The following is a 12,757-nucleotide window of genomic DNA, read 5'->3' as shown; positions in this document are numbered from 1 at the left end:
GCGATGACGGCATCCCGGGTGCGGCGCGGCTTCACGCTGATCGAGCTGCTGGTGGTGATGGCGATCGTCGCGCTGCTGCTGGCGATCGCTGCGCCGCGCTACTTCGATCACGTGGAGCGCGCGAGAGAGACGAGCCTGCGCCAGTCGCTCGTGGTGATGCGTGATGCGCTCGACAAGTACAAGGCCGACACCGGACGCTTTCCGCACGCATTGGCCGATCTCGTCGAGCGACGCTACCTGCGCGCGATTCCGCGCGATCCGATCACCGACAGCGAAGCGAGCTGGATCGAAGTTGCGGAGACGCCGGGCGCACATGGCGAGGGTGGCGGGGTCCGCGATGTCCGCAGCGGCGCTGAAGGCGGCGGCCTGGACGGAACACCGTATGCAGACTGGTAGCCTCCCTCTGCCGCGCTCCCGTCAACGCGGCTACAGCTATCTGCTGATCCTGTTCACCGTGGCCGCGCTCGGCTTCGGCATCGCGCAGGCTGGCGTGGTGTGGCAGCAGGCCGCACTGCGCGCGCGAGAGGCGGAGCTGCTCTACCGCGGGGCCGACATCGCGCGAGCGATCGCCCGCTATCGCGCGGCGTCGCCCGCCGGCTCGCCTGCCTGGCCCCAGACCCTCACCGACCTGGTCGAAGACAAACGCTGGCCGATGCCAGTGCGCCACCTGCGCCGGATCTGGCGCGATCCACTGACCGGCGCTGCCGACTGGGTGCTGGTGCGTGCCGGCGGCGGTATCGTCGGCGTCCATAGCCGCTCGGAAACCGTTCCGATCCGGACCCACGACTTGCCGCCGGAACTATCGACCGGCGCGGTGGAGGCACGGACGCACGCCGACTGGGTGTTCCGGCCCGCGGAAACGCCGGCGGACGCCCAAACCGTGCCCGCCACCGACACCAACGAGGGAGGCGAGCGGTGAGCGGCCTTTTCACGCTGGAGAGCGCCGACCTCGAGCGGCTGCATTTCGCGCTCGAAGCCTCGATCCGCGTTGCGCGCCGGTCTCACTTCTTTCTATGGACGCAGGGGGCATTACAGTGCTTTCTGCCGCACGAAACCCTGCTGTGCGCCAGTAGCGGCACGGAGCAGACGCCCGGCACGCAGGATGTGTTTTCACGGCTGCTGATCCCACCGCGGGTGGAGTACATCCTGACCGAGCCCGGCGCGCCGGTGGTTGGCGGCTTGAGGCAGGCCTGGTTGCAGGCGGGCAGGGCGCCGCTCGTACTGCCGGCCGCCCCGCTGCGTATGGCCGTCCCGGAACTGGCCTGTGGCGGCGAGTTGCTGTGTCACGGCATTGCCGGGCATGGCGCCGCGCCATCGACCTTCTTCGTATTCATCGGCCTGCCGGCGCCACCGGGGCCGCGCGAGCGCTATCTTGCCGAACTGCTGATGCCGCATCTGCACCTCGCGCTGCTGCGCATGCGGGAGGGCGAGCACGCCGCGGCCGGCGCTTCCCCGGCCTTGCTGTCCGGGCGTGAGTTGCAAGTGCTTGGCTGCATGCGCGACGGCTTGACCAATCAGCAGATCGGCGAGGTCCTGAAGATCAGCGCGCTGACCGTCAAGAACCATGTCCAGCGCATCCTGCGCAAGCTGCGGGCCGCCAATCGGGCACAGGCCGTGGCAAATGGCGTTGCCGCGGGACTGATCGCCGGGGTGACCGCTGACCGGCGTTGACCGGAACGGCAGCCAGGCCCTTGGCAGCGGGGTGTGTTCGCAGTTGTGTCGGCGCGCACCGCATGCCGCCGCGATGGCCTATCATCCGCGCCATCCGATACGCACGCGTATCGCCGCATAAGTTCGAGCGAGGTTCAGCACCATGACCATCAAGAGCGTCATCCTTTCCGGGGGCTCCGGCACCCGCTTGTGGCCCGCATCGCGCGAAACCTACCCCAAGCAACTCCTTCCGCTTACCGGCGAACTGTCTCTGCTGCAGGAGACCGCGGTGCGTCTGAAGGATTTCGCGGGCGAGGTGGATCCGGTGCCGCTGGTTGTCACCAACGAAGACTACCGCTTCATCATTGCCGAGCAGCTGCGCCAAATTGGCGTCGCGAGCGCTGGCATCGTGCTCGAGCCGGTCGGGCGCAATACCGCGCCGGCGCTGACGCTTGCCGCGCTTGCCGCCGCGGCCGGAGGCAACGATCCGGTGCTGCTGGTGATGCCGGCAGACCACGTCATCACCGACGTCGAGCGCTTCCAGTTGGCCATAGGCGAGGGTGCCGCGCTGGCGTCGGCGGGCGCGCTGGTCACCTTCGGCATCGTGCCGGACCACCCGGAGACAGGCTACGGCTACATCCGGGTGGGCCCGGCGGTTTCCGGCGCGGCGACGTCGCGCGTGCTGGCCGAGTTCGTCGAGAAGCCGGACGCGCCGACAGCCGAGCGCTACGTCGCCAGCGGCGAATACTTCTGGAACAGCGGCATCTTCATGATGAAGGCCTCGGTGTGGCTACGTGCCATCGAGCGCTTCAACCCCGAGATGGCCGCGGCGTGCGAGGCCGCGTTCGTGGAACGCAAGGCCGATGCGGACTTCCTGCGCGTCGGCAAGGGTGCCTTCGAGAACTGCCCCTCGGATTCGATCGACTACGCGGTGATGGAGAAGCTCCAGTCGGCGCCGGAGGTCGGGCAGGGCGTGGTGGTGCCATTGTCGGCGGGCTGGTCGGACGTGGGTGCGTGGGACGCGCTGTGGGCGGTTTCCCCCAAGGATGCGTCCGGCAACAGCGCGCGCGGCGAGGTGTTGTTCGAGTCCAGCCGCAATACGCTGGTGCATGCCAGCACCCGCCTGGTGGCCGCCGTGGGTTGTGACGACATGGTGGTGGTGGAGACGGCCGACGCGGTAATGGTGGCCCACAAGAGCCACACCCAGTCGGTGAAGAACGTGGTCGCCCGGCTCAAGGCCGAGGGCCGCAGCCTCACCCGCACGCACCGCAAGGTTTACCGGCCTTGGGGCTGGTACGACTCGATCGACGCGGGCGACCGCTTCCAGGTCAAGCGCATCGTGGTCAATCCGGGCGCCAAGCTCAGCCTGCAGATGCACTACCACCGTGCGGAGCACTGGATTGTCGTCCGTGGCACCGCTGAAGTGACCGCAGGCGACAAGGTCTTCCTGCTCGGCGAAAACGAGTCGACCTACATTCCGCTCGGCCACACCCATCGGCTGACGAATCCCGGCAAGGTGCCGCTGGAGATCATCGAGGTCCAGTCCGGCAGCTACCTGGGTGAAGACGACATCGTGCGTTTCGAGGACACCTACGGGCGCACCGAGGGCTGATGAGGCGCCGGTAGTCCGCGGCGAGGCCGGCGGTGCCCGGATCGGGCACAATCAGGCGTTTTCGGCAGGACTTCCGGCATGACCTCAGTCGTCCGCCCTCCGGCCGGGCTGCGCATCTTCGTCACGTTCGCGCTCGGCTACTACCTCTCGTATCTGCTGCGTACCGTCAATGCGGTGATTTCGCCTGCGCTGACCGGGGAACTCGGGTTGAGCAGCGCTCAACTCGGGCTACTCACCAGCACTTATTTCCTCGCCTTCGGACTGGCGCAGATTCCGGTCGGGATCGCCCTCGACCGCTACGGCCCGCGCCGGGTCGAAGCCTTGCTGTTGCTGCTCGCGGCGGGCGGTGCGGCCGTGTTCGCGCTCGGCGAGGGCTTTCTGCCGCTCGCGGGGGGGCGGGCGATGATCGGGCTGGGTGTTTCGGCGTGCCTGATGGGCGCGCTGAAGGGCTTCGCGTCCTGGTATCCCGCCGAACGCCAAAGCTCCATGACCGGCTTCATCATGGCCGCTGGCGCCCTGGGCGCCTTGACGGCAAGCACGCCGGTGGAGGCGTTGCTGCCGTGGGTGGGTTGGCGCGGCGTGTTCTGGCTCGTCGCCGTCAGCGGACTGGTGGTTGCGGTGCTGATGATCACCGGCCTGCCGGACGAGGCCGCGCACACCTCCAAGGACACGGTCGGGGCGGCGCTTGCATCGGTTGGACGCATCTTCCGCTCCCCGGCCTTCCTTCGCTTTGCGGCCGCTTCCGCGTGTTTCACAGGAGGCTTCATGGCGCTCCAGGGGCTATGGGCGGTGCCGTGGTTGATGCACGTAAACGGACTGGAACTGGCAAGGGCCGCGCACTATCTGGTCGTGCTGAACGTAGGCATGTTGTGCGGACAACTTGCCGTCGGCGCCTGGGGTACGCACCTGTCTCGGCGCGGGGTGCGGCCGCTGCACCTGATGCGGCTGGGCTATGCGGGCATGTTGGCGGTGGAGGCGGCGATCGTGTTCGACCTTGCGCCGTTGTTCCCGGCGTGGTTCCTGCTCGGGCTGCTGTCGGCGGTGAATGCGCAGTCCTACCTCGCGGCCGCGTCGCATTTTCCGCGCGCCTTGTTCGCACGCGTCAGCACCGCGGTAAACCTGATGGCCTTTGCCGGCGCCTTCGCAGTGCAGTGGGGCATCGGCCTGATCGTGGACCACCTGCGCGGAGGCGGCATGGCGATGGCGGCGGCGCTGGGCGTCGCACTGGGCATCCTCGTCACGCTGCAGGTACTGAGCTACCTGCCATTGTGGTTTACGTCGCCGCCTCCCCAAGGGCGGGCTTGAGGCGGTCAGGCAGGCGGGTCGAGGATCAGCGCCGCCGCAACGGAACGGCCTTCGCCGACGAGGATGTTGTAGGTGCGGCAGGCTGCCGCGAGGTCCATGATTTCGAAGCCGATGCGGGCGTTGATCAGGGGCCGGAGCAGCGCCGGTTGCGGAAAGCGCTGACGCGCCCCGGTGCCGACCAGCACGATCTCGACGCCGAGGTCGCGCGCGGCGGCAAAATCGGCTTCGGTCAGGCCCTCGAAACCGCCCGCCGCCCAGCCGGCCACGATGCGGTCCGCCGTGAGCAACAGGCTGCCCTCGTGCCGTACCTTGTTCACCATGAGGTGATCGGCCCCGTAGCCGGTCACCATGTTGATCCCTGCGTTCTGGTCCTGGTTGAGCTTCATGTCGGAAATCCGTTCTGGCGGCCGCGAGGGCCAAATTGCCGGCCTGCGGCCGCGGGGCTAAGATAACAGCCTTTCGCGCGCGGCGGCGGCTGCGCGTGGATGCTCCCGACCGATGCCCGGCAATTCCGCCGGCCCATCCCATCTACGCTTTACAGGACAAGGACATGAACGCGGCGAAGACTCTGAATCTGGCACCAGCCCCCACCGAACCCCTGGTTGCGGTCGAGGCCGGTGCAGCCGCCGCGAGTCCGTCACCGCTCTCCACGCCGCGCGCCGTGCGCAAATCCGCCAAGCTGGCGGACGTCTGCTACGACATCCGCGGTCCGGTGCTCACGCGCGCAAAGCAGATGGAGGACGAGGGCCACAAGATCATCAAGCTGAACATCGGCAACCTCGCCTCGTTCGGCTTCGACGCGCCCGAAGAAATCCAGATGGACATGATCCGCAACCTGCCGAATTCGGCGGGCTACTCGGATTCCAAGGGCATCTTCGCCGCGCGCAAGGCGGTGATGCACTACACCCAGCAGAAGCACATCAAGGGTGTGGGCATGGAAGATATCTACATCGGCAACGGCGTGTCCGAGCTGATCGTGATGGCGATGAACGCGCTGCTCAACCCGGGCGACGAAGTGCTGGTTCCCGCGCCGGACTATCCGCTGTGGACCGCGGCGGTGAGCCTTTCGGGCGGCACGCCGGTGCATTACATCTGCGACGAAGGCAACGGCTGGTTGCCCGATCTGGCCGACATGCGCGAGCGCATCACGCCCAACACCCGCGCGATCGTGGTGATCAACCCGAATAACCCGACCGGCGCGCTGTACCCCGAAGCGGTGCTGAAAGGCATCATCGCGCTGGCGCGTGAGTTCGACCTGATCCTGTACGCCGACGAGGTGTACGACAAGGTGTTGTACGAAGGCGCAGTGCACACCTCGCTGGCGGCTTTGTCGGAAGACGTGCTGACCATCATCTTCAACGGCCTGTCGAAAAACTACCGTTCCTGCGGTTACCGTGCCGGCTGGATGGTGGTGTGTGGCGACAAGCGCAACGCCCAGGACTACATCGAAGGCCTCAACATGCTGGCCTCGATGCGCCTGTGCGCCAACGTGCCGGGCCAATACGCGATCCAGACCGCACTGGGCGGTTACCAGAGCATCGACGACCTCGTCGCCGACGGCGGCCGGCTGCGGCGCCAGCGCGACCTCGCGCACGAACTGATCACCGCCATCCCCGGCGTGAGCTGCGTCAAGCCCAAGGCGGCGCTGTACATGTTCCCGCGCCTCGATCCGAAGATCTACCCGATCGAGGACGATCAGGCCTTCATTGCCGAACTGCTCGAAGCCGAGCGCGTGCTGCTGGTGCAGGGCACGGGCTTCAACTGGCCCGATCCGGACCACTTCCGCCTGGTCTTCCTGCCGCACGAGGACGACCTGCGCGACGCCATCGGCCGCGTTGCGCGCTTCCTCGAAGGCTATCGCAAGCGCCACGGCACCTGAACCTCACCGAACCACCTTTCACACGACAGAAACGGAAGCACTGAATGAAACCGATCAACGTTGGCCTGCTGGGCATCGGAACCGTCGGCGGCGGTACCTTCACCGTCCTCAAACGCAACGAAGAAGAAATCACGCGTCGCGCCGGGCGTCCGATCCGAATTACCGCGGTGGCCGACAAGAACCTCGAGCTCGCCCGCAGCGTCACCGGCGGCGGGGTCAAGCTCACCGACGACGCCTTCGCGGTCGTGACCGACCCCGAAGTCGATATCGTCGTCGAACTGATCGGCGGCTACGGCATCGCCCGCGAACTGGTGCTGAAGGCGATCGAGAACGGCAAGCATGTGGTTACCGCCAACAAGGCGCTGCTCGCGGTCCACGGCAACGAAATCTTCGCCGCGGCGCAGGCACGCGGCGTGATGGTCGCCTTCGAGGCCGCGGTGGCCGGCGGCATCCCCATCATCAAGGCGCTGCGCGAAGGCCTGTCCGCCAACCGCATCCAGTGGCTGGCCGGCATTATCAACGGCACCACCAACTTCATCCTGTCGGAAATGCGCGACAAGGGCCTGCCGTTCGCCGACGTGCTGAAGGAAGCCCAGGCGCTCGGCTATGCCGAAGCCGACCCGACCTTCGACATCGAAGGCATCGATGCCGCCCACAAGGCGACCATCATGAGCGCGATCGCCTTCGGCATCCCCATGCAGTTCGACAAGGCCTACGTCGAAGGCATCACCAAGCTCGACGCCGCCGACATCCGCTACGCGGAGCAGCTCGGCTACCGCATCAAGCTGCTCGGCATCGCCCGCCGCCGCGACGAAGGCGTGGAACTGCGCGTGCATCCGACGCTGATCCCGGAAAAGCGCCTCATCGCCAATGTGGAAGGCGCGATGAACGCGGTGCTGGTGCAGGGCGACGCCGTCGGCGCGACGCTGTACTACGGCAAGGGTGCCGGCGCAGAGCCGACCGCCTCGGCCGTCATCGCCGACCTGGTCGACGTCACCCGCCTGCACACCGCCGATCCGGAACACCGCGTGCCCCACCTGGCCTTCCAGCCGGACCAGGTACAGGACGTGGCGGTTCTGCCGATCGAGGAAGTGGTCACCTCCTACTACCTGCGCCTGCGGGTGGATGACAAGCCGGGCGTGCTCGCCGACATCACCCGCATCCTCGCCGACAGCGACATCTCGATCGACGCGATGATCCAGAAGGAGCCGGGCGAAGGCGAAGCGCAGACCGACATCATCATGCTGACCCACCAGACGGTGGAGAAGAACGCCAACGCCGCGATCGCCAAGATCGAAGCGCTGCCGGTGGTGGTGGGCAAGGTCACCAAGCTGCGGCTCGAAAACCTCTGAGCGCTGCCGGGTTAAAGCTGAGTCGGCGCTCCGGCGCCGATTCTTCGTTTACCGCCGGCACAAAGCCGCGAAGCCCCGGCCTGCTTTCGCTAAACTCTCGCCTTTGCGTTCGCTCCGCCCGGCGCGCTGCGCACATCCGCTGATCCCGAGGACTGTTCCGTGAAGTACATCTCCACCCGCGGCCACGCCGGCCAGCCCGCCAATCCCGAATTCTGCGACATCCTGCTCGGCGGCCTGGCGCCCGACGGCGGCCTCTACCTGCCGGAAACCTATCCGCAGGTGACCCGCGCCGAACTCGACGCCTGGCGCAAGCTCTCCTACGCCGACCTGGCCTTCGCCATCCTGTCGAAGTTCATCACCGACATTCCCGCCGCCGACCTCAAGGCGATCTGCGACAAGACCTACACCGCCGATGTCTACCGCCACGTGCGCGCCGGCGACAACCCCGCCGACATCACCCCGGTGCACTGGCTGGAGAAGGATGCCGCGGGCAAGGGCAGCTTTGGCCTGCTTGAGCTTTCCAATGGCCCGACGCTCGCCTTCAAGGACATGGCGATGCAGTTGCTCGGCAACCTGTTCGAGTACGTGCTGGCCAAGCGCGGCGAGACCATCAACATCCTCGGCGCCACCTCGGGCGACACCGGCTCCGCCGCGGAGTACGCGATGCGTGGCAAGCACGGCGTGCGCGTGTTCATGCTGTCGCCGCACGGCAAGATGAGCGCCTTCCAGCGTGCCCAGATGTACTCGCTGCAGGACGGCAACATCTTCAACATCGCCGTCACCGGCATGTTCGACGATGCCCAGGACATCGTGAAGGCGGTCTCCAACGACCACGCCTTCAAGGCGAAGTACAAGATCGGCGCGGTCAACTCGATCAACTGGGCGCGGGTCGCGGCGCAGATCGTCTATTACTTCAAGGGCTATTTCGCCGCCACCGAGAGCAATGACCAGCAGGTCGCGTTCTGCGTGCCCTCGGGCAACTTCGGCAACATCTGCGCCGGCCATATCGCTCGCCAGATGGGTCTTCCGGTCGCCAAGCTGATCCTCGCCACCAACGAAAACGACGTGCTCGACGAGTTCTTCCGCACCGGCGTCTATCGCCCGCGCAAGGCGGCGGAAACCCATGTCACCTCCAGCCCGTCGATGGATATCTCCAAGGCGTCCAACTTCGAGCGTTTCGTGTTCGACCTCGTCGGCCGCGATCCGCAGAAGGTGGCCGCGCTGTGGAAGCAGGTCGACGGCGGTGCCGCTTTCGATCTGACCGCGTCCGGCGAGTTCTCCCGCATCGGCGGCTTCGGCTTCGCCTCCGGCAGCAGTTCGCACGCCGACCGCCTCGCGACCATCCGCAAGGTGTTCGACAAGTACGGCGTGATGATCGACACCCACACCGCGGACGGCGTAAAGGTGGCTTGGGAGAAGGCGGACACAGTGCCCGCCGGCGTGCCGGTGCTGGTGCTGGAAACCGCGCTGCCGGTGAAGTTTGCGGAAACCATCCAGGAAGCGCTCGGCCGTGAGCCCGAGCGTCCTGCAGACCTCGAAGGCATCGAAGCGCTGCCGCAGCGCGTGGAAGTGATGGCGCCGGATGTCGAGGCCGTGAAGCGCTTCATCACTACCCGGGTCTGACCCCGTTGTGGTGCTTCGGCCGCGTCCGTTGACGTGGCCGAGGCGGCTTCGGATCGCCGGGGGGGCCTCGGCGGGGCAAAGGGATGTGACGGCGGCGGGGCTCCAGTCTTGGTTCCGCGCCGCGTAGCGGGCAAGGGCAAGGCCGCAACACGCGAAGTGCTGCGGCCGCTTGCGCCCCTTATTCCTCGACGTGCCGCAGCGAGAGGTCGAGCGCGCGGACGTCCTTGGTCAGGCTGCCGATGGATATCCGGTCCACACCGGTTTCGGCGATCGCGCGCACGCGCTCGAGATTGACGCCGCCCGAAGCCTCAAGCTCGGCACGCCCGGCGGTGATCCTCACCGCTTCGCGCATTTCTTCCAGGCTCATGTTGTCCAGCAACACCATGGTGACGCCGGCATCGAGCGCTTCGCGCAACTCGTCGAGGTTCTCCACTTCGACCTCGATGAAGACGTTGGACGGCGCGATCGCTCGCGCCTGCTCCACCACCTGGCGGATACCACCGGCAGCGATGATGTGGTTTTCCTTCACGAGGATGCCGTCGTAGAGGCCAACCCGGTGATTGGTGCCGCCGCCGACGGATACCGCGTACTTCTGCGCCAGACGCAGACCGGGCAGTGTCTTGCGGGTATCGACGATCTTGGCGCGGGTACCGGCCACGGCATCGACGAAGCGGCGGGTGACGGTGGCGGTGCCGGACAAGAGCTGCAGGAAGTTGAGCGCGGTACGCTCAGCCGTCAGCAGCACGCGCGCGCTGGCGTCCACCTCGCACAGCAGCTGCCCCGCTTCGACCCGTTCACCGTCACGCACGTGCCACAGCACCGAGGTGGTCGGGCTCAGGGCGGCAAAGGTCGCGTCGAACCATGCGGTGCCGCAGACCACGGCGTCTTCACGGGTGATGACGCGGCCTCGCGCTTCGGTTTCGGCCGCGATGAGGCGGGCGGTGAGGTCACCGGTGCCGATGTCTTCCGCCAGCGAGGCGGATACGTTGCGCTGGATCTCGACGCGGAGTTGCTCTGAGATTGTCATGACGGGAGACGGTCGAGTTGCGGGACGGCGATTCTAGCACCGCAAGGGCGCCCGGCCTCCGCGGGGCATCTCGATGTTGTGGCTCAGGCCTTGTGGCGTCCGGCGGCCGGCACCCGGCGACTGTCGATGGCGATGATGGCGCCGGCGGTGGCGATAGTCAGGATACCCAGCATCGCGGCACCGTCCGGCACATGCCCGAAAGCGATCCATCCCACCACGGTGGCCCAGACCAGCTGGACGTACAGGATGGGCGAAAGCACCGAGGCGGGCGCGTCCCGGAACGCGCGCGTCAGCAGGAAGTGGCCGATACCGCCGAAGGCACCGAGCGACATGATCATCAGCCCGTCCCGCCAGCCGGGCATCGGCCCGCTCCAGATCCACGGCAGCAGCACCGACATTGCCAGCGTTCCGATCATCGCGGTGTAGAACAGCATCGTTACCGGATTCTCGGTGGGCGAGAGCTGACGGGTGAGGATCTGATAGGCGGCATAGGAAAAGGCGCCGCCGAGCGCAAGCATCACCCCCTCCCGGACCAGTCCGCTGCCGGGGCGGGCAATCAGCAGCACGCCAACGAAGCCGATCAGCACCGCGATCCAGCGCAATACGCCGATATGCTCGCCGAGCAGCGGACGCGCGCACAGGGTCACGATCAGCGGGGCCGCGAACACGATCGCGGTGGTTTCGGCCAGCGGCATCCGTGTCAGCGCGGCGATGCCGAAGAACGTGGTGCCGAGCAAGCAAACCGCGCGCACGACCTGGCGCGCAGGCCGGTGGGTAGCCACCAGCCGAAAACGCATCGAGGGGCCGAGGAAAACCAGCATCAGCGCAAAGTGGGCGGCATAGCGCGCCCACACCAGCATGGGCACCGGGTAAGTCTGGCCCAGGTGTTTGGCGGTGGCGTCGAGCAGTACGAAGAAGAACAGCGCGCCCAGCAGCATGGCGACGGCGCGGAGCAAATGTCGGGAGGAACTCATCGAGGCCGGGTAGAGGGGGCGTAGGGGGAGGGCGCGGGGGTCAGCCGCCGGCGCCTTCGACGTAGTAATCCACGCGGCCGCGCGGGGCGAGGTATTCGACGACCTCCAGCGGCAGGCGCGCGGGGCTGAGCGCGCTCTCCACCTTGAGTTCGACCTCCTTGAGGTCGAGCAGCATGGCTTCGCTGCGGGGCACGTCGCGGTCATACAGCATGACCAGCGGATGCAGCAGATCGTCTTCGTGGGTCTCGATGACCAGACCCGTCGCCCCGTTGGAGAGCTGGACAAAGGAGCCGGGTGGAAACACCCCGAGCGTCTTGACGAAGAGCTGCAACAGCGCGCCGTCGAAGTGCTTGCCCTCGGCCGCAAACAGCTGGCGCAGCGCCACCGACGGCGTCTTTGCAGTGGTCAGGTCGAACGGATTGCAGAGGTTGTCGTAGCGGTTGGCGATGGCGACGATGCGGGCAAGCCGCGGAATCTTTTCGCCGGCCAGCGCGTTCGGAAAGCCGCTGCCGTCGCTGTGCTCGTGATGGCAGGCGACGATGTTGCGTACCGCCACCGGCAGTTCGCGCACCGCGGCGAGCGCCTTGATGCCGTAGCCGATGTGCGCGCGGTAGTACGTTTCCTCCGGCGGCGTGCGCTCGGCCGCGCGGACGATGCGTGGCGGCAGCTCGGCCTTGCCGAGGTCGTGGAGCAGGGCGCCCACGCCGAGCAGACGCAGTTCGTCCTCCGGCAGGCGCGCGGCGCGGCCAAGCAGCAGCGACAACACCATCACGTTGAGCGCGTGGGCGGAGGGGCCAGGATCGCGCGCCTTCTGGTTGACCAGATGGACCACCATCGATTCGGTGCCGACGAGGCCGGCGACGACATCGGCCACCAGGGCCTTGCACCGCGCGTGCGCTTCGTTGGCGCGGGCGGGAAAGCCCTTCAGTATCTCGGCCGCAGCCGCAGCCTCCTGTTCGAACTGGCGCTCACGGCGGGCAAGGCCCTCGCGGCGTTGACGCAGGTGCTCCAGTCGCGCTCGCTTTTCGTCCAGCATGGCATCGAGCGCTGCAGCGCCGAAATCGACCGTATCGTCCTCGCTGCCGCCGGCCGGTTGTGTCTCTGGCAGCGGCTCGGCGGTGCTGCGGGCAGGATCCCAGTCGATCGTTGCAATTCCAAGTTCGCGCAGCGCAGCGAGTTGCTTTTCCGAGGAGATGCGGAACTCGTTGAGCAGAAAGGGATGGCGCATCCAGCCCACCGATGCGAGCGATACGTAGAGGCCGGGGCGAAGACGATCGACGCTGAGTTTCTGCATGGCGTGGGCGGACGGGGCAACGCGGGGCGCGCCATTGTATG

At 67.0% G+C, this 12,757-nt stretch carries 12 protein-coding genes; 8 read left to right on the top strand and 4 right to left on the bottom strand.

Annotated elements, in window-relative coordinates; all coding sequences use genetic code 11:
• Window positions 1-3 precede the first annotated feature (3 nt).
• From dqs_RS10895 to dqs_RS10875, 5 genes are all read left to right on the top strand, one after another.
• Window positions 4-396: a type II secretion system protein gene (locus tag dqs_RS10895; protein WP_065341706.1), complete on the top strand. Its 393-nt coding sequence runs from the start codon at window positions 4-6 to the stop codon at window positions 394-396.
• Window positions 383-919 carry a type II secretion system protein gene (locus tag dqs_RS10890; protein ID WP_065340481.1) on the top strand — a complete coding sequence of 179 codons (537 nt, stop codon included), beginning with the start codon at window positions 383-385 and terminating at the stop codon, window positions 917-919. The genes dqs_RS10895 and dqs_RS10890 overlap by 14 nt, the downstream gene beginning before the upstream one ends.
• Window positions 916-1,671: a LuxR C-terminal-related transcriptional regulator gene (locus dqs_RS10885; protein ID WP_065340480.1), complete on the top strand. Its 756-nt coding sequence runs from the start codon at window positions 916-918 to the stop codon at window positions 1,669-1,671. Before dqs_RS10890 ends, dqs_RS10885 begins: the two co-directional genes overlap by 4 nt.
• Before the next feature lie 142 nt (window positions 1,672-1,813).
• A complete protein-coding gene (locus dqs_RS10880; protein ID WP_011765816.1) occupies window positions 1,814-3,262 on the top strand; it encodes a mannose-1-phosphate guanylyltransferase/mannose-6-phosphate isomerase in 1,449 nt (482 codons plus the stop codon).
• 78 nt (window positions 3,263-3,340) lie between these two features.
• A complete protein-coding gene (locus dqs_RS10875; protein WP_065340479.1) occupies window positions 3,341-4,567 on the top strand; it encodes an MFS transporter in 1,227 nt (408 codons plus the stop codon).
• A gap of 5 nt (window positions 4,568-4,572) precedes the next feature.
• Here dqs_RS10875 and dqs_RS10870 read toward each other — a convergent pair whose 3' ends face one another.
• Window positions 4,573-4,953, bottom strand: coding sequence for an Mth938-like domain-containing protein (locus dqs_RS10870; protein WP_011765814.1), 381 nt, complete (start codon window positions 4,951-4,953; stop codon window positions 4,573-4,575).
• A 164-nt stretch (window positions 4,954-5,117) separates the two neighbouring features.
• On the opposite strand from dqs_RS10870, the gene dqs_RS10865 reads away from it, so the two are divergent.
• From dqs_RS10865 to thrC, 3 genes are all read left to right on the top strand, one after another.
• Window positions 5,118-6,446: a pyridoxal phosphate-dependent aminotransferase gene (locus tag dqs_RS10865; RefSeq protein WP_011765813.1), complete on the top strand. Its 1,329-nt coding sequence runs from the start codon at window positions 5,118-5,120 to the stop codon at window positions 6,444-6,446.
• 44 nt (window positions 6,447-6,490) lie between these two features.
• Window positions 6,491-7,798: a homoserine dehydrogenase gene (locus tag dqs_RS10860; protein ID WP_011765812.1), complete on the top strand. Its 1,308-nt coding sequence runs from the start codon at window positions 6,491-6,493 to the stop codon at window positions 7,796-7,798.
• A 159-nt stretch (window positions 7,799-7,957) separates the two neighbouring features.
• On the top strand, window positions 7,958-9,421 hold the full coding sequence (gene thrC / locus dqs_RS10855) for a threonine synthase (RefSeq protein ID WP_065340478.1): 1,464 nt from the start codon (window positions 7,958-7,960) through the stop codon (window positions 9,419-9,421).
• Between the two features lie 178 nt (window positions 9,422-9,599).
• Here thrC and nadC read toward each other — a convergent pair whose 3' ends face one another.
• The 3 genes from nadC to dqs_RS10840 all read right to left on the bottom strand — a co-directional run bounded on the left by nadC (window position 9,600) and on the right by dqs_RS10840 (window position 12,716).
• Window positions 9,600-10,448 (bottom strand): carboxylating nicotinate-nucleotide diphosphorylase, encoded by an 849-nt coding sequence (gene nadC / locus dqs_RS10850; RefSeq protein WP_011765810.1) that lies wholly within the window; start codon window positions 10,446-10,448, stop codon window positions 9,600-9,602.
• Window positions 10,449-10,531: 83 nt separating this feature from the next.
• Window positions 10,532-11,422 (bottom strand): DMT family transporter, encoded by an 891-nt coding sequence (locus dqs_RS10845; RefSeq protein ID WP_065340477.1) that lies wholly within the window; start codon window positions 11,420-11,422, stop codon window positions 10,532-10,534.
• 40 nt (window positions 11,423-11,462) lie between these two features.
• Complete coding sequence (locus dqs_RS10840; protein WP_065340476.1) at window positions 11,463-12,716, bottom strand: HD-GYP domain-containing protein; 1,254 nt, start codon at window positions 12,714-12,716, stop codon at window positions 11,463-11,465.
• Window positions 12,717-12,757: the final 41 nt, after the last annotated feature.

The sequence above is a fragment of the Azoarcus olearius genome (genome assembly GCF_001682385.1).
Taxonomy (GTDB): domain Bacteria; phylum Pseudomonadota; class Gammaproteobacteria; order Burkholderiales; family Rhodocyclaceae; genus Azoarcus; species Azoarcus olearius.
Note: the sequence above shows the minus strand (reverse complement) of the source record. Positions and strands in the feature narration are given on the sequence as shown.